Source organism: Sphingomonas sp. M6A6_1c (assembly GCF_053345135.1).
On record NZ_JBKEZO010000006.1, the window covers coordinates 289,401 to 305,496 of the forward strand.

Annotated in this window: 12 protein-coding genes; 6 read left to right on the forward strand and 6 right to left on the reverse strand. The window is 69.0% G+C overall.

Annotation, left to right across the window (positions count from 1 at the left end; all coding sequences use genetic code 11):
• The first annotated feature begins 24 nt into the window (after positions 1–24).
• Positions 25–756, forward strand: a complete 732-nt coding sequence (locus ACLBWH_RS14675) for a hypothetical protein (protein WP_447799628.1) — start codon at positions 25–27, stop codon at positions 754–756.
• Complete coding sequence (locus ACLBWH_RS14680; RefSeq protein ID WP_447799629.1) at positions 747–3,032, forward strand: hypothetical protein; 2,286 nt, start codon at positions 747–749, stop codon at positions 3,030–3,032. The genes ACLBWH_RS14675 and ACLBWH_RS14680 overlap by 10 nt, the downstream gene beginning before the upstream one ends.
• A 64-nt stretch (positions 3,033–3,096) precedes the next feature.
• Here the strand turns inward: ACLBWH_RS14680 and ACLBWH_RS14685 are convergent, their stop codons facing one another.
• The gene (locus ACLBWH_RS14685; protein WP_447799630.1) at positions 3,097–5,358 is read right to left on the reverse strand and encodes a TonB-dependent siderophore receptor; all 2,262 of its coding nucleotides are present in this window, start codon (positions 5,356–5,358) and stop codon (positions 3,097–3,099) included.
• A 165-nt stretch (positions 5,359–5,523) separates the two neighbouring features.
• Between ACLBWH_RS14685 and ACLBWH_RS14690 the strand changes: the two genes are divergently transcribed.
• Positions 5,524–6,531 (forward strand): ATP-grasp fold amidoligase family protein, encoded by a 1,008-nt coding sequence (locus ACLBWH_RS14690; RefSeq protein ID WP_447799631.1) that lies wholly within the window; start codon positions 5,524–5,526, stop codon positions 6,529–6,531.
• Between the two features lie 331 nt (positions 6,532–6,862).
• On the opposite strand, the gene ACLBWH_RS14695 is transcribed toward ACLBWH_RS14690, so the two are convergent.
• Positions 6,863–7,048, reverse strand: coding sequence for a hypothetical protein (locus ACLBWH_RS14695; protein WP_322849598.1), 186 nt, complete (start codon positions 7,046–7,048; stop codon positions 6,863–6,865).
• 136 nt (positions 7,049–7,184) lie between these two features.
• Between ACLBWH_RS14695 and ACLBWH_RS14700 the strand changes: the two genes are divergently transcribed.
• Entirely contained in the window at positions 7,185–8,294 is a 1,110-nt protein-coding gene (locus ACLBWH_RS14700) for an ABC transporter ATP-binding protein (protein ID WP_447799632.1), read from the forward strand.
• Here ACLBWH_RS14700 and ACLBWH_RS14705 read toward each other — a convergent pair.
• Genes ACLBWH_RS14705 through ACLBWH_RS14715 form a run of 3 tightly spaced genes read right to left on the reverse strand, consistent with a single transcriptional unit; the run spans position 8,255 to position 11,189 of the window.
• A complete protein-coding gene (locus tag ACLBWH_RS14705; protein ID WP_447799633.1) occupies positions 8,255–9,106 on the reverse strand; it encodes a carbohydrate ABC transporter permease in 852 nt (283 codons plus the stop codon). The two genes, ACLBWH_RS14700 and ACLBWH_RS14705, sit on opposite strands and share 40 nt — an antisense overlap.
• The gene (locus ACLBWH_RS14710; protein ID WP_322849601.1) at positions 9,097–9,978 is read right to left on the reverse strand and encodes a carbohydrate ABC transporter permease; all 882 of its coding nucleotides are present in this window, start codon (positions 9,976–9,978) and stop codon (positions 9,097–9,099) included. Before ACLBWH_RS14710 ends, ACLBWH_RS14705 begins: the two co-directional genes overlap by 10 nt.
• Positions 9,975–11,189, reverse strand: coding sequence for an extracellular solute-binding protein (locus tag ACLBWH_RS14715; protein ID WP_447799634.1), 1,215 nt, complete (start codon positions 11,187–11,189; stop codon positions 9,975–9,977). Before ACLBWH_RS14715 ends, ACLBWH_RS14710 begins: the two co-directional genes overlap by 4 nt.
• A gap of 234 nt (positions 11,190–11,423) precedes the next feature.
• On the opposite strand from ACLBWH_RS14715, the gene ACLBWH_RS14720 reads away from it, so the two are divergent.
• Together ACLBWH_RS14720 and ACLBWH_RS14725 are read left to right on the forward strand one after the other, a co-directional pair.
• Positions 11,424–14,336: a TonB-dependent receptor plug domain-containing protein gene (locus ACLBWH_RS14720; RefSeq protein ID WP_447799635.1), complete on the forward strand. Its 2,913-nt coding sequence runs from the start codon at positions 11,424–11,426 to the stop codon at positions 14,334–14,336.
• A 46-nt stretch (positions 14,337–14,382) separates the two neighbouring features.
• On the forward strand, positions 14,383–15,117 hold the full coding sequence (locus tag ACLBWH_RS14725) for a glycosyltransferase family 2 protein (protein WP_447799636.1): 735 nt from the start codon (positions 14,383–14,385) through the stop codon (positions 15,115–15,117).
• On the opposite strand, the gene epsC is transcribed toward ACLBWH_RS14725, so the two are convergent.
• On the reverse strand, positions 15,118–16,056 hold the full coding sequence (epsC, locus tag ACLBWH_RS14730; RefSeq protein WP_447799637.1) for a serine O-acetyltransferase EpsC: 939 nt from the start codon (positions 16,054–16,056) through the stop codon (positions 15,118–15,120). It abuts the gene before it with no gap.
• Between the last annotated feature and the right edge of the window lie 40 nt (positions 16,057–16,096).

The following is a 16,096-nucleotide window of genomic DNA, read 5'->3' on the forward strand; positions in this document are numbered from 1 at the left end:
GTGAGGCGTCGGCCTAATCGCGCGATGCGCGGCCGCACTTGGGTATCACTGCTGCTCGCCCTGACGGCGTGCCGACCATCGCCGCCGGCGCCTTCCCCGCTCGTCCTGTGGGCATGGGAACGGCCGGAGGATCTGCGCTTCGCCAAGGGCCGCGCGGAGGTCGCGGTCGAGAGTGGCTCGATCGTGCTCGACGGCGAGGCGGTCGAGGCGCGCGGGCGCCGCTTTCCGCTGCTCGTCGCCGAACCGCCGACGACGAGCGTTGTCCATGTCGAGATCCGCCGCGACCGCCCCCTCGTCTGGAATGCGGCGATGCGCGCGACGACGGCCGCGGCGATCCTGCATTACGCCACCCGCCTGCCCGTACGCCGCGTGCAGGTCGACTTCGAGGTTCGCGCGTCCGAACGCGCGATACTGCTCGATATCCTCGGCGACGTGCGCCGCGCGCTGCCGCGCGGTACCTTGTTGTCGATGACCGCGCTGGCGTCGTGGTGCGGCGAGGACTGGCTGGCGGGGGCACCGGTCGACGAGGTGGTCCCCATGCTCTTCCGCATGGGCCGGGGCGGCGAGGACGTGCGCGCGATGCTGGCGGAGGGAGGTGATCTGCGTCATGATCGATGCAGAGGCGCGCTGGGGGTGGCGGTCGGCACGCCGGTGCCGCGTGCGCCGCCGGGGCGGCGGGTGTATCTGTTCGATCCGCGAAGCTGGACGCCGCGCGACTTCGCCGCGGTAGAGCAAGAGGTGAAGCGATGGCGGTGAGGTGGCGCGGTCCGGTCGGCTTTGCATTGGCGGCGGCGCTCGCGACGCGGGCGCTCGGCTCGGGCGATCCGACGCCGCGGCCCGTGTACGTCTTCGCCGATCCGCAGGACGCGGGCGAACGCGCCGCGATGGCGGAAGGGCGGCTGCCGATCGTCAAGGGTGCGACGAGCGATGCATTGCTGTTCCTCGACTGGCGGCGGCTGAACGGGCTGACGGTGGGGCAGCCCGCTGCCGATGCGCTTGCCGCCCCGTGCTGCGGCACCCCCGCGACCAAGCAGCGCGAGTGGCTGGACGCTCGCCGCACGATACCGGGGGTGGCGGACGTCTATTGGATCGCGGCGGAGCGCAACGGTCCGGCCTTCGTCGCGATCCCCACCTGCTTCGACGATGCCTTCGCGACCGCGGCTGCGGCCCTGGCCGAGCGGGTGCGGCGTTACGGTAGCGCGGCACCGGCCGTCCGCGCGTGGGTCGACGCGCAGGACGCCGTATTCACGGCCTGTTCCAAGCCGGTCGCGGCGCTGCCACCGCTGGCGGCCGACGCGCCGCCGTGGCTGCGCGCCGATCGCGCTTATCAGGACGCGGCCCTGGCGCTCTACAACGGGAACGCCGACGAGGCCGCGCGCCGCTTCGCCGCCATCGCCGGGGATGCGGCATCGCCCTGGCATCGGTCCGGTCTGTACCTGTCGGCACGCGCGCTGCTGCACGCCGCGATCGACACCCCTGCGCCCGCGCGCTTCGCCGCGGCGCATGCGGCGCTCGGCCGGCTTGCCACCGCGCCTGCCGGCACGTTCGGACAAAGCGAGCTTGTGCGGATGCGCCAGATACTGGCCTTCCACGAACATCCCGAGCAACTCCTCGCGCGGCTGGACCGGGAATTGAACGCGCCCGCGCCGCTGCCCGAGCCGGCAGTTGCCCTTCGCGACTATCTCACGCTTGCCGACCGGCATCCGGCCAAGCCGGAGGCAGCGGATTGGATACGGACGATCCAGGCGAAGGATCGTGTCGCCGCGCTGGCGCATGCGGAGGAACGCTGGCGGGCCAGCCGCAGGACCGCCTGGCTCGTCGCCGCCTTGATGCTCGCCGACCCCATGGATGCGGGCGCGGGTGCGCTGGCGGAAGCGGCCCGGCGGGTGCCGCCCGCCGATCCGGCATGGCTGACCGTACGATATCACCGGCTTCGCTTGCTGACGCCGAATGCGGACGCGGCGTCGATCCGGGCGGAGGTGGACGCGGTGTTGGCGCGCAACGACCTCATCCGGTCGGACCGGAACGTCTTCGAAGCCGTACGGGCGCAAATGGCCTCGTCGCTCGCCGATTTCGCCGCGCATGTGCTGCGCGCGCCTTATTGCCGGACGGGAATCGCCACCTGCACCGCCGACTTCCGAACGGCGGGCGACGGCCTGATCGGCCGACGTCCCTCGGGTGACTTCGCAGGTTTGGGACCGGACGCGCGGGCGATGATCGACCGGCTTCCCCAGCGCGAACGGATGGCAATCGCCGACATGGCCGCGTTGCCGCGCGAAATTCGGCTCGACATCGCGCTCACCAGCTTCGTGCGCGCGGTGCAGCTTCGCGACGATGCTGCGGTGGATCATCTCGCCGGGCGGCTGACGACGCTGCTTCCGCAGGTCGCCGCCGACTGGCGCCGGATCGCGAATACGCCGCCGGGCGCGGACAAGCTGTTCGCCGAGGCGTTCGTGATGATGAAGATACCGAGCCTGCGGGCCGATCTGGCGGATTATGCGCGCCCGACCGGCACACTAGGCCAGTTCGGCGGCTATTGGGTGGATCTGCTGCTGCCACTGCCCGGCCGCAAAGGCGCCTCCCGCCCGTTTCCGCCCGACAGCGCGTATCTGCCCGACGGCTATTGGGACAGCGCCGCTGCGCCGGATCGCATGCAGGATCGGGTCGACCTGCCCTGTCTGGAAAAGTGCGGCCCCGGCATCTTTCCGCTGCATTATCCGCCCTTCGCGCTGCCGCTGCTGCCCCGCGCACAGGAGGAGCGCCGCTCGTTCCTCTTCTCCACCCGCCATTTCGGCGCCAGCGGGAATCCGGTGACGATCCGGCCGCCGGGCGCATCGCTCTGGGAGAGCGGTCTCGCCTATGTCGCCAGGCATCCTAACGACTCCCGGGCGCCCGAAGCCTTGTACCGCCTGATCCGCGTCGCGCGCTGGGGCGGTGGCCACGACCATTTCGGTCGCCGCGCGTTCCTGCTGCTGCACCGGCGGTACCCCCGATCCAGATGGACGGCGCGCTCTCCCTATTATTACGATTGAGCACGATCTTCCGGACCTCGAACACTGCTGAGGACACCGTTGCGCTCTTCGTAGCTACCGCGCCTTATCCCAGCGTGTAGCGCAAGGTCGCGAAGACCGTGCGGGGGCTGCCGTAGTAATTGCCGCGGGCGGTCGAGAAGATGCGCGCATAATAGGTGCGATCCAGCACGTTGTTGACGTTGATCGACACGCCGAGCTGCTCGGTGAGCTTGTAGCCCGCGCGCAGGTCGAACACGGCATAGCTGCCCTGCCGGACCAGCGTCGACAGCACACGCGTGCCGTTGGCGGCGATCGACGACGGCGTCCCGCCGGAGGCGGCACCGAACACGGTCAGCCCGCCGCCGAAGCTCGCGCCGGCCAGCACGCCGGCCGTCGGCGCGTAATTGGTGAACGCCTTGCCCATGTGGCGGGGGATGACCGGGACCAGAGATGTGCCCTCCAGCGCCGGGTTGATGTCCTCGAGCAATTTGGTCCGCGTGTAGCTGTAGCCGGCATTGATCCGCCAGCCCGGCAGGATCTCGCCCGTCGCCTCCAGCTCGATGCCGCGCGCACGCACCTTGCCGAGCTGATAGTAGAGATTGACGTCGACGGGGTCGTTGACCAGGCGGTTGCGCTGCGTGATCTGATAGGCCGCGGCAGAGAGCAGCAGGCGGTCCTGCATCAGCGACACTTTGCTGCCCGCCTCATATTGCTCGCCGACCATCGGCTGGATGCTGCCGCCGTCGCCTCGCTGGCGGCCGACCGGCTGCGCCTGCGGTGTGAAGCTGTCGGCGTAGCTGGCGTAGAGGTTGAGGTGGCGGGTCACGTCCCAGACCAATCCGGCATAAGGCGTGAAGCGGTTGTCGATCGTATAGCCGGTGCGGGCGCCCGCTGTCGGCAGCACGGTGCGCGTGTCGGTATCGAACCAGGTCAGGCGGCCGCCGCCGATCAGCGTCAGCCCGGCCAGTGGGCTCAGCCGCATCTGGCCGTACAGGCCATATTGTTCGAGGTGGGTGACCGACCCGCCATAAACCTGCGTGACGCATTGCGCCGGGGTCTGCACCGGCGTGCAGATGCCCGCGGTGCCCTGCACGGGATAGGGCGGCAGCGGGCCGTAGGGATCGAGCGGCGGCTCGGCCGGCGAGACGGGATCGAAGACGTCGATCCGCGCATAGTTCGACAGGCGGGTGAAATAGGAGGTGCCGGCACTCGCCTGGTAATCGGCGCCGAGGATCAGCGTCTGGTCGCGGCCGAACAGCGGGAAGCTGCCGATGCCGTTGACGTCGAACGAGCGCGTCTGCTGCTTGCTATCGCCGCGATAGGCGATCTGGTTGGTCAGGCCACGATTGGCCGGCGTCACCGGCTGCGCGCCGATATAGCTGTAGACATCGACCCGATCGACATCGGTGTAGAGCCCGGTCGCGCGCAACGTCCAGCGATCGGAGACGCGATGCGCCAGCTCGACGAATCCCGACCAGGTCTTGGCATCGAAGCGGTTCCAGTCGGCACCCAGATAGGTCGATCGCCGCACGTCGAGCAGCCGCCCGTCGCTGCCGTCGGCCCCGCCGGCATAGCCGGGCAGGCCGGACTGGACCGCCGGGCGGAAGCGATCGTAATTCGCGCCTGCGGTCAGCGTCGTCCGCGACCCGATCTCCAGCGTACCGACCGCGAAGGCCGCGAGCCGGTTGCGATGCGCCGTGTCGAAGAATTGATCCTGATCCTGCGCCATCACGCCGGCGCGGAGCGCGGCGATGCCGGCGACCGGGGTCGAGACGTCCAGTTCCAGCCGGAGATTGTCGTAGCTGCCATAGCCGGCGCTCGCCTGCATCCTGGCGGTATCGAGCGGCCGCTTGCGCACCAGATTGATGCTGCCCGCGGGATTGCCCGATCCGCTGAACAGCCCGGCCGGCCCGCGCAGCACCTCAAGCCGGTCGTAGAAGAACAGGTCGGGGACCGCCGAAGGGAAGTTGACCGACAGCGTCGGGACGCCGTCGATCAGGTAATTGTTGATCGCGAAGCCGCGCGAGAGGAACGACGGGTCCTCGCTGCCGACGCCGTTGACGGTGATGCCGTTGGTCGCGGTCAGCGCGTCTTCGAGCGTGAAGAGGTTCTGCGCCTCGATCTGCTCGCGATCGACCACGGTGATCGTGTTGGGCGTGTCCTTCAGCGGCGTGACGGTCTTGCCGACGCCGCGGCCATAGCTCTTGCCGACGACGAGGATCTCGTCCTCGCGCTGCGGATCGGCCGCGGCCGTTTCCGACGGCTCGGCCGCGGCCGCCGGGGCGGGCACGGGCGCCGCGCCGCTCACCGAAGCCACGCCTGCAAGTAGAACGCTGATATAGATCACTTCAATTCCCCTTCGATCCGCGGGGACCTAGCGTCATCGTTGTTGCGAGTCACTAGCAATATCAATTGCTGGACTATGTCTGATTGTTAATGGCGTGTGGCCGCGGCATGCGCTGGCGCCGCCTTGACGATTGCCTGTACCCGTACCCCGCGCTACCCGCCGAAGATGCATCGCGCCCGCCCGCCCCTGTCCTGCCGCGTTCCGGATGAGCGGGCCGTAGATGCCGATACCGACATTTGCGAGGCCGCCGACGGCGCGGCGTTCGACGCCGCCGCGCCGATGACCCGCGCGTTCAACCATGTCGTCGCCGGTCCGCATTTCCGCCGCCGTTTCGGACGCTGGCCCCTGCCCGCGGCCGATCCGCGATCGACGATCAACGACGTGATCTTCGGCCGGATGATCGATCCGCGCTGGACGGCGCTCGAACGCGCCTTCGTCGACAAGGAGACCGCGAAGCGGGAAGCGCAACGGCTGTCGCCCGGACTGCGCGTGCCGGAGACGCAATCGGTGGTGGCGATGGACGACGTCCCCTCGCCAGAGGCGCTGTTCGAGACGCTGCGCTCGTTCGTCGGCACCGAGACGATCGCCAAGCCGACGCATGCGAGCGGCGGCACCGTCTTCCTGCGCGACGTCACCGGACCCGACGACCTGCGTCGCCTGTTCTGGCTGGCGCAGGGCGATTACGCCGCGATCCTGCGCGAGATGCAATATTGGCGATTGCCGCGGAAGATCATCGTCGAGGCGCTGGTGCCGAGCGCCGCCGGGACCCTTCCCGACGATTACAAATTCCACTGCGTGCGCGGGCAGCCGCTGGTCTGCCAGGTCGATCACAGCCGCTTCGGCAAGCCGTGGAGCCGGCTCTATCGCGTCCCGAGCTTCGAGCCGATGGACCGCGACGACGGGCTCGAGCCGCCCCCGGGCCACGCACTCCCCGCCGCCGAGCGGATCGCGGCGATGATGGCGGCGGCCAGGGCGCTGTCCGCGCCGTTCGATTTCGTCCGCGTCGATCTCTACGACGGCAGCGACGGCATCTATTTCGGCGAGCTGACCTTCACCCCGGCGGCGTCGCTCGGCATCGCCCCGGCCGCGGCGGGCGACCATGCCGAGAATGCGACGCATCGCGTATATAGCCGGATCGTGATGGCGGCGCTCGCGGGTGACCGGCGGGGCTGACCGCTAGAGAGGATTTACATCAAGCAAAAATCCTCCCCCGCCAGGGGGAGGTGGCAGCGCAAAGCGCTGACGGAGGGGGAGGACACGGAACTAACGTGTCGCTTACCTCCCCCTCCGTCACGGCTTCGCCGCGCCACCTCCCCCTGGCGGGGGAGGACTTTCAGCAAACCCGGAATGTCGATCCGTTCTGTACCGCCGTCGCGGCGGCATCACCCTACGCGTCAGAACAAGCCGATCTTCGCCCCCAGCGCGTAGATCATCCCGCCGAAGCCCGCCAGAAACAGCACGGTCGCGACCGTCGCGCCGAGATCGATCCCGGCGTGGCGCCGCTTCACAGACCCGGCGCCGCTTTCACGATGCCGTGCACCTGCTCCAGCGTATCGAGGATGAGGTGGAGGTCGTCGGCGGTCAGCGCGCTCGCCTCGTCGACATAGTCGCCGGCGTCGAAGGTCGCGGCGAAGGCGTGGAGATGGTTGAGGGCTTCGCCCAACCGGTGGGTCGCTGCATCTTCGGTCATGTCGCCAGCCTAGCCATCCGCCGGTGATTCGCACAAGCGCGGCGCGGCCGCAGCGCGGTCCCGCCAACCTACGTCAGTAACTTTGGTTTGACAGCGGCCACCGCCCCCCCGCAGGACCGATCCGCGGGAGACGAGCGTGGCCAGCGTCGAAATAACAGGACTGACCAAGGGCTTCGGCGGCGTGACCGTGTTGCAGCCGACCGACCTCGTCGTCGAGGACGGCGAATTCCTCGTACTGGTCGGCCCGTCGGGATGCGGCAAGTCGACGCTGTTGCGGATGATCGCCGGGCTCGAAGACCCCAGCGGCGGCCACGTCGCGATCGGCGGGCGCGACGTCACCCACGCGGCCCCGTCGGAGCGCGGCGTCGCGATGGTCTTCCAATCCTATGCGCTCTATCCGCAGATGACCGTCGCGCAGAACATCGCCTTTCCGCTCAAGGTCGCGGGCGTGGCGAAGCGCGAGATCGCCGAGCGGGTGGCGGCGGTGGCGGCGATGCTCGACCTTTCCGACCTGCTCGATCGCCGTCCCCGCGCGCTATCCGGCGGTCAGCGCCAGCGCGTCTCGATCGCGCGCGCGGTGGTGCGCCGGCCGCGCGTGCTGCTGCTCGACGAGCCTTTGTCCAACCTCGACACCGCGCTGCGCGCGCGGATGCGGCACGAATTCGCGCGGCTGCACCAGCAGCTCGGCGCGACGATGATCTACGTGACGCACGACCAACTGGAAGCGATGACGCTCGCCAACCGCATCGTCGTGATGAGCGAGGGACGGGTCGAACAGGTCGGCGCGCCGCTCGACGTCTATCGCCGCCCGGCCAGCCTGGCCGTCGCCGCTGCGATCGGCTCGCCGGGGATGAACCTGCTGCCGGCGACGATCGCGCAGGCGAACGCGGACGGGGCCGTGGTCCGTCTGGCGGGCGGTGCCACGGTGCGCAGCGCCGCGCGCGTGCCCGCCGATGCGGTGGGCGCCGCCGCGACGCTGGGGGTGCGGCCGGAGCATCTCGTCGCGGCCACGGACGGTGCGTTCGCCGGCACGGTCGAGCTGTTCGAGCGGCTGGGGCCGCTGTCGTTCGCGCATCTCGGCGCGCAGGGCGCGATCGGGACCATCGTCGCGCAATTGCCGGGGGATCGCGCGGTGACGCTCGGCGAGACGCTACGCTTCGACGTCGCCGCAGCGGATACGCATCTGTTCGCCGCCGACGGCCGCGCCTATCCCTTGATGCTGCCGCCGAGCAGCCCGGTCAGATAATAACGCTGGAGCGCGAGGAACAGCAGCAGCACCGGCATCGTCGTCACCACCGCCGCCGCCATCATCAATTCGCCGTCCGCGGCATGTTCCCGCCCGATCGCGGCGATCGCCACCGGCAGGGTGTAGAGATGCTGGTCGGCGAGCACGATCAGCGGCCACAGGAAGTCGTTCCAGCTCCCCAGGAACAGGAACAGCGCCAGCGTGACGACGATCGGGGTGAGCAGCGGCAGCACGATGCTGACGAAGATCCGCGCCTCGCCCGCGCCGTCGATACGCGCCGCGTCGATCATCTCGTCGGGGATCGCCAGCGTCGCCTGGCGGACGAACAGGATCGCGAAGATGCCGGCGAGGCTGGGCAGGATGACGCCGGCATAGCTGTTGACCAGCCCCAGCTCCTTGAAGATCAGGAACAGGGGCAGCATCGCCACCTGCCCCGGCACGACCAGCGACGCGATCAATATCTGCAACAGCCGCGCCCGCCCGCGGAAGCGCAGCTTGGCGAAGGCATAGCCCGCCGGCACGGTGAGCAGCAGCCCGAGCAGCGTGGAGGCCGCGGCGATACCCAGGCTGTTCAACAGCGCCGGGACGATGCGATAGTCGAACCAGGCGCCGTCGATCGATCGCCGGACCAGCAGCTCGTAATAATTCTCGCCCGACCACCGCGATGGCCACAACGGCGTCGGCAGCGTGGTCGATTCGCCGCGCGGCATGAACGAGACGACGACCATATAGACGAGCGGCACGATGGTCAGCGCGGTCAGCACCGCCGCCGCGCCGGTCGAGACGATCGTGCGCAGCCGCCTCACAGCCATTCGTGGCGCCTCCCGATCCGCGTCTGCACGATCGTCACCGCGAGGATCATCAGGAACAGCACGAACGCGACCGCGCTCGCCTGCCCCAAATTCCACCATTTGAAGCCTTCGTCGAACATGAAGTACAATACCGTCGTCGTGCTCTGCGCCGGGCCGCCGAGCGTCATCACATAGGGTTCGGCGAAGATCTGCAGGAAGCCGGCGACGCTCATCACCGTCGCCAGCAGCAGCGTCGGGCCGATCGCCGGCAGGGTGACGTGCCGGAAGCGGCCCCAGCGCCCCGCCCCGTCGAGCCGCGCCGCCTCGATCAGCTCGCCGGGCACCGCCGACAGCGCGGCGGTGAAGACGATCATGTTGTAGCCGAAGATCTTCCACGTCACGAAGAGCAGGATCGCGGGGATCGACATATGCGGGTCGCCGAGCCAGTCGACCGGCGCGATGCCGACCGCGGCGAGCGCGCGGTTGATCAGGCCGAAGCGCTGGTTGAACAGGATCCGCCACACCACCGCGGTGGCGACGACGCTGGTCACATAAGGCGCGAACAGCAGCACGCGCCACAGCGGCTTCCACCGCACGGTCGCATCGTTGAGCAGCAAGGCGACGAACAGCGAGGTGCCGATCGCCATCGGCACGCCGAGCCCGGCGAACAGCAGGGTGTTGCCGAGCGCGCGCCAGAACAACGGCGTCGACAGCAATTCGGTGAAATTGCCGAGGCCGACGAAATGCAGGTTCGACCAGTCGGCGAGCGCGTAGATCGAATAATCGGTGACCGACAGCGCCAGCGCGAGCGCGGTCGGCAGCACGAAGACGAGCGCGATGATCGCCAGCACCGGCGCGGTGAACAGCCAGCCGGTCCGCTCCTGCCGCGTCATGCGATCCGCCCCGCCTCGACCAGCGCGCGGCGTCTGGCCAAGAGGCGGTCGACCTGCCGGTCGAGCGCGGCGAGGGCCTGGTCGATCGTCTGCACCTGGCGGACGACGCGTTCGGCGGCGAACTGGATTTCGATCTTGATACGTTCCCATTCAATGACTGGCGGCGTGACGGCGGGCCAGCGCATCTGCTCGGCGAAGGGGCGCAAGATCGGATCGGCGAGTTGCGGCGACGTCCACGCGGCCGCCCGCGCCGGCAAATTGCCGATCAGCCGCTGATAGCGCAATTCGCTCTGTACGGAGGTCAGGTGGCGGACCAGAGCCCAGGCCTCGCGGGGGCGCCTCGTCTGGGTCGATACGCACAGGCTGGTGCTCAACCCGGAGACAACGCCGGCGCCGTGCGGACCGGGCAGCCGTGCCGTAGCCCAGCGATCGGCGGGGATCAGGTCTGCGCGGCGGGCGAAATCCTTCAGCGTCGTCGGCCCGCTCGGCCAGACCGAGCAATAGCCGGTGGCGAAGGCGGCGACCGGGTCCTGGATCTCGGTCGACAGCGCCATCGGGGCGTACCCGTCGGCGTAGAGCGAGGCGTAATAACCGAAGGCGGCGCGCACCTCGGGCGTCTGGAAATCGCCGCGCGTGTTGCGGTCGCGCAGCAGCGTCGCGCCCGTCTGCGACAGCATCGTGATCAACCCGTCGGGCCAGTTGAGCAGCATCAAAACGACGTAATCGTCGGGCCGGCGGCGTTTGATCGCGCCCGCCATCGTGCGCCAGCCGTCCCAATCCTCGGGTGGGCGGTCATAGCCCGCCTGTGCGAGGATATCGCGGCGGTAGAATTGCACCTGCGGCGCGACCGACCACGGCACCGCGTAATTGCGGCCCCCAAAGCGCGTCGCCGCCAGCACGCCGGGGACCAAGTCGGCGACGAGGTCGGGCGATTGCAGCGGCGCGATCGCCCCGATCATCGCGAACTCCTGGACCCAATCGTCATAGAGCATCAGCACGTCGGGCATCGCGCCGCCGGCGAAGGCGGTGAGCAGCTTCTCGTGGCTCGCGGTGGTCGGCAGCGACTGCACCTCGACGTCGACGCCCGTCGCGGCGGTGAAGGCGGGGATCAGCAGCGGCGAATAGTCGCCTTCGTAGCTCATCGCCCATAATGCGAGGGGGCGCGACGCGCCGCGCGCGCCACCGCAGCCGGCGAGACCCAGCGCGGGCAACAGCCCGATCGCCTCCCTTCGCGTCCATGCGACGTCCCTGCTCCCCGCTCCCATCGGTGCGACGATGGCGCATCCAGGGCTGGGGCACCACCCATGCGATGGAGTTAAATCGTTCATAACCCGCTGTATTATTTACTACGTCGGGCGTGTGGCGATTGAACCCCTCGGCAATGGCCTTAAAGATCGGCGCAACAGAATGCCGGCGGAACCGAGCCGGTACACAGGGGAAATACCATGTCGCGCCGCATTCATCGCAGCCGCTGCCTGCTGTCAGGTGCGGCGCTCCTCGTCGCGCCGTTGGCGCAGGCCCAGACTACCGCACCAGCACCTGCCCCCGCATCTGAGCCGGCCGCCGAGGCACCCGCCGCCGACATCGTCGTCACCGGGTCGCGCATCCAGCGCCCCGATTACGCCGCGCCGAACCCGATCGTGTCGTTCGGCGCCGCCGATCTGCAGCAATCGGGCAACACCAACGTCACCACCTTCCTCCAGCGGGTGCCGGCGCTGACCAACTCGCTCGACAGCACGCGAACCGCGGGCAGCAACCAGGCGGACGGCAGCTTCGGCCAGGTCGGCCTCAATCTGCTCGACCTGCGCGGGCTCGGTCCCAACCGCACGCTGGTGCTGGTCAACGGCCGCCGCCATGTCGCCGGCCAGCCCGACACCGCGGCGGTCGACATCAACGCGATCCCCACCGATTTGATCGACCGGGTCGACGTGCTGACCGGCGCCGCCTCCGCGGTCTACGGCGCCGACGGCGTGTCGGGGGTGGTCAATTTCGTGATGAAGCGCGACTTCGACGGCATCTCGGCACGCTCGCAATTCGGCATCTCCGACCGCGGCGATGCCGCCAACCGCTTCGCCTCGATCGTCGCGGGGCACAATTTCGCCGATGGCCGCGCCAATGTGACGCTCGCCTACGAATATAACGCGGACGAGCCGCTCGCCAACGACGACCGCTCCTACCTCACCGCCGCGCAGCGCCAGTATTTCGTCAACGTCGACAGCTACGTCCCCGGCCAGGCGGGCAGCTACCAGAAGGCGCCGCTCGGCGACCTGCGCTACCCCGCCAGCTCGAACCAGGGCATCATCTATATCGGCAACCAGACGTTTCGCGGCGACGGCGCGATCTACACGCCGGGCCGCGTCCTCCAGAACGACGGGTACAGCATCGGCGGCGACGACACGCCGGTGGCGGGTTATATCGGCGACATCCTGCCGCGCACCCGCCGCCACGCGGTCAACGCGCTGGCGCATTACGATGCCTCCGACGCGTTCAAGATCAGCCTGGAAGGCAAGTTCGTCCAGTCGACGATCACCAGCTTCAGCGGCTATGGCGGCAATTATCCCGCGACGATCGCGCTCGACAATCCGTTCATCCCCGCGACCATCCTCACCGCGGCGCGCGCGGCGGGGCTGACCTCGGTCGACGTCAATCGCAACAATTTCGACATTCCCCGCCGCGGCGAGACCGATCGCCGACGCACCTATCGCGGCGTCGTCGACATCGCCGGGCGGCTGAACGACCATGCCAGCTACGACGTGTCCTACACCTACGGCCAGACCGACGTCCGCGCGACCAAGCTCAACGACCGGGTGAACACGCGTTTCCTCGAAGCGCTCGACGCGGTGCGCGGCCCCGGCGGCACGATCGTCTGCCGATCGGCGGCGGCGCAGGCGGCGGGCTGCATACCGGTCAACACCTTCGGCGGCGGCACCGTCGATCCCGCCTCCTACGCTTATTATCTCGACAATCCGGTGAGCAACGCGCGGATCACCCAGCATGTCGTCAATGCCGCGCTGACGGGCGACTTCGGCCAGTTCTTCGAATTGCCCGGCGGCCCGGTCGCCTTTGCCGCGGGTGGCGAATATCGGCGCGAATCGAGCCGCTTCACGCCCGCCCAATCGCTCGTCGACAACGCCTTCTACCAATATGACGAATATATCATCCCGACCGCGTCGCGCGGCCGTTTCGACGTATGGGAGGCGTTCGGCGAGCTGAACGCGCCGCTGATCAAGGACCGGCCGTTCTTCCACCTGCTCTCGGTCGGCGCGGCTGGACGCTATTCGGACTATTCGACGGTCGGCTCGACCAGGGCCTATCAGTTCAACGGCATCTGGGCGCCGATCCGCGCGATCAGCTTCCGCGGCTCCTACGGGCGTTCCGTGCGCGCACCCAATATCGGCGAGCTGTTCCGCCCGACGACCGGGTCGAGCGCCTTCTTCTCCGACCCCTGCTACGTCGGCAACCGCAATCTCGGCAGCACCTCGCGTGCCGCCAATTGCGTCGCGCTGATCAGCGGGCTGGGCGGCAATCCTGCGGCCTTCACCGCGGCCAACAATCCCGATGCCGCGATCTTCATCCCCGGATCGGTGTCGGGCAACCCCGATCTGAAGGCGGAGGTGGCGCGGACGTGGACCGCGGGCGTGGTGCTGCGCCCCGATTTCGTCCCCGGCCTGTCGATCGGCGTCGACTGGTACGATATCCGCCTGCGCGATGCGATCAACAACCCCAATGGCGATGCCGCCAACAGCATCGCCGCGCTCTGCGTCGACCAGCCGACGCTCGCCAATCCGTTCTGCGGGCAGATCAGCCGGCGCACCGGCAGCGGCTTCATCAACGGCTATACGATCACGCCGCAGAACGTCTCCGCCTTCCGCACCTCGGGCGCCGAACTCAACGTCGCCTATCGCTTCCGCACCAGCGGCGCCGGCACCTTCGACGTGCGCCTGGTCGGCGGCTATCTGAACACGCTCGAACAGGTGGCGACGCCGGGCGCCGAGGTCGAGAACAACGTCGACCAGATCTTCCGCCCGCGCTGGAACGCGACGCTGTCGCCGACGTGGAGCGACGGCCCGCTGACGCTGAGCTACAATCTACGCTGGCAGAACGGCGTGCGCCGCTTCAGCCGGTTCGAGAGCGACGGCAACGCCAACCTCGTCGATCCCCGCTATTTCCGCTACAAGGCGCTGTGGCAGCACGACGTGCAGGCGCAGATCGAGGTCGCCCGCGATTTCGCCTTCTACGGTGGGGTCAATAACCTGACCGACCAGAAACCCGATATCGGCTTCCAGACCAATGTGCCGATCTCGCCGGTCGGCCGCTACCTCTATGCGGGCGCCAAGGTGCGGTTCGGCGGCAGCTGAGCCGCCCGGCGCTTGATCGTGCGGCGGAAACTGGCAATGAGCGGCGATGCTCCACGTTCCGCTGCTGTTCGCGCCGCTCGCGATCTATGACGTCGTCATTCCCTGCCACAACCGCGCCCATGTCGTGGCCGATGCGGTCGCCAGCGTGCTGGCGCAGGATCATCCACCCGCCCGCGTGATCGTCGTCGACGATGGCTCGTCCGACGACAGCGCGGCGGTGATCCGCGCGCTCGCCGCGGCGCATCCGTCGGTCGAGGCGATCGTGCTGCCCCGCAACGTCGGCGCGTCGCAGGCGCGCAACACCGGCGCGGGCGCCGCCCGATCCGACTGGATCGCGTTCCTCGACAGCGACGACGTCTGGCTGCCCGGCGCGGCGCGCGCGCTGCTCGACGGCACCGCGGGCGGCTTGCACGACATCGTCGTCGGTCATTTCGCCCGCGTCGAGGGCGACGGCGCGCCGCAAGCACCCGAATGCGGCTGGGACGGCGGCTGCATCCGTCGCGGGCTGGCGAGCGGCGGCGTCATCGGCCCGAGCTGGTCGATCGTCCGCCGCGCTATGGTGGCGCAGGTCGAGGGGTTCGACCCCAGCTTCCACAATTGCAACGACTGGGATTTCTATACCCGTGCCGCCGCGGCGGGCGCCCGCTTCGCGCGGATCGACGCCTGCGTCGCGCTCTATCGCACCGTCGCGGGCAGCCGGCTGGTCAACGACACCGCGATCGGCGCGCGCAACGCCGACCGCGTCCTCGCGCACCCCTATCTGATGGCGCTGACTGCCTGATCAGTTGGTCGCGGCCGCCGCCGGCAAGGCGCGGAACAGCGGCGGCGGCGCTTCGACCAACGTGTCCGCCGGCACGTCCTGACGCAGCCAGACGCCACCGCCGATCCGCGAGCGCGCGCCGATCGTCACCCGGCCGACGATCGTCGCATTGGCGTGGATCACCACATCGTCCGCGACGATCGGATGGCGCGGCGCGCCCGATTTGTCGCCGAACAGATCGGGGTCGCCGCCCAGCGTGACGCCCTGGTAGAGGCGGACGCGGTCGCCGAGGATCGCGGTCTCGCCGATCACCACGCCGGTGCCGTGATCGATGAAGAACCGCCGGCCGATGCGGGCGGCGGGGTGGATGTCGATCCCCGTTCCGGCATGCGCGATCTCCGCGATCAGCCGCGCGACCAGCGGCGCGCCGAGGCGATACAGCAGATGCGCGATGCGATGATGGATGATCGCGGTGAACGACGGATAGGCGACGAGCACCTCGTCGACGCTGCGCGCCGCGGGATCGGCGGCATAAGCCGCCTCCACATCGCTGTCGAGGATGCGGCGGATTTCCGGCAGCCCGGCCGCGAACGCGCCGATCAGCCGCTCGGCGCGCACCGCCGTCGCATGGCTGTCGCCATCGCTGCCGCTATAGCCGAGTTCGAGATCGACCTGCGCGGCGAGCTGCGCCAGCGTCGATTCGACCGAGGCGGCGATGAACGCATTCTCGTTGGCGACGGTCAGCTCCGACGGGCCGAGCCGCAGCGGGAACAGCGCGGTACCGAGCTCCCCGGTGATCCGCTTGAGCGCCTGGCGCGAGGGAAAGCGGCTGCCGCGTTCGTCGTTGTGCGGATGCGCGGTGCGCCACTCGATCCGCGCGCGCTGCAATCGCTCGACAACGACGTCGATCTCCTGCGGAAAGGCGATCGACGGAAAATCGTCGGCGCTGGGCTCAACCATGGTTTCGATCCTTGCTGCGGCCTGCCATCTCGGCGGAGCA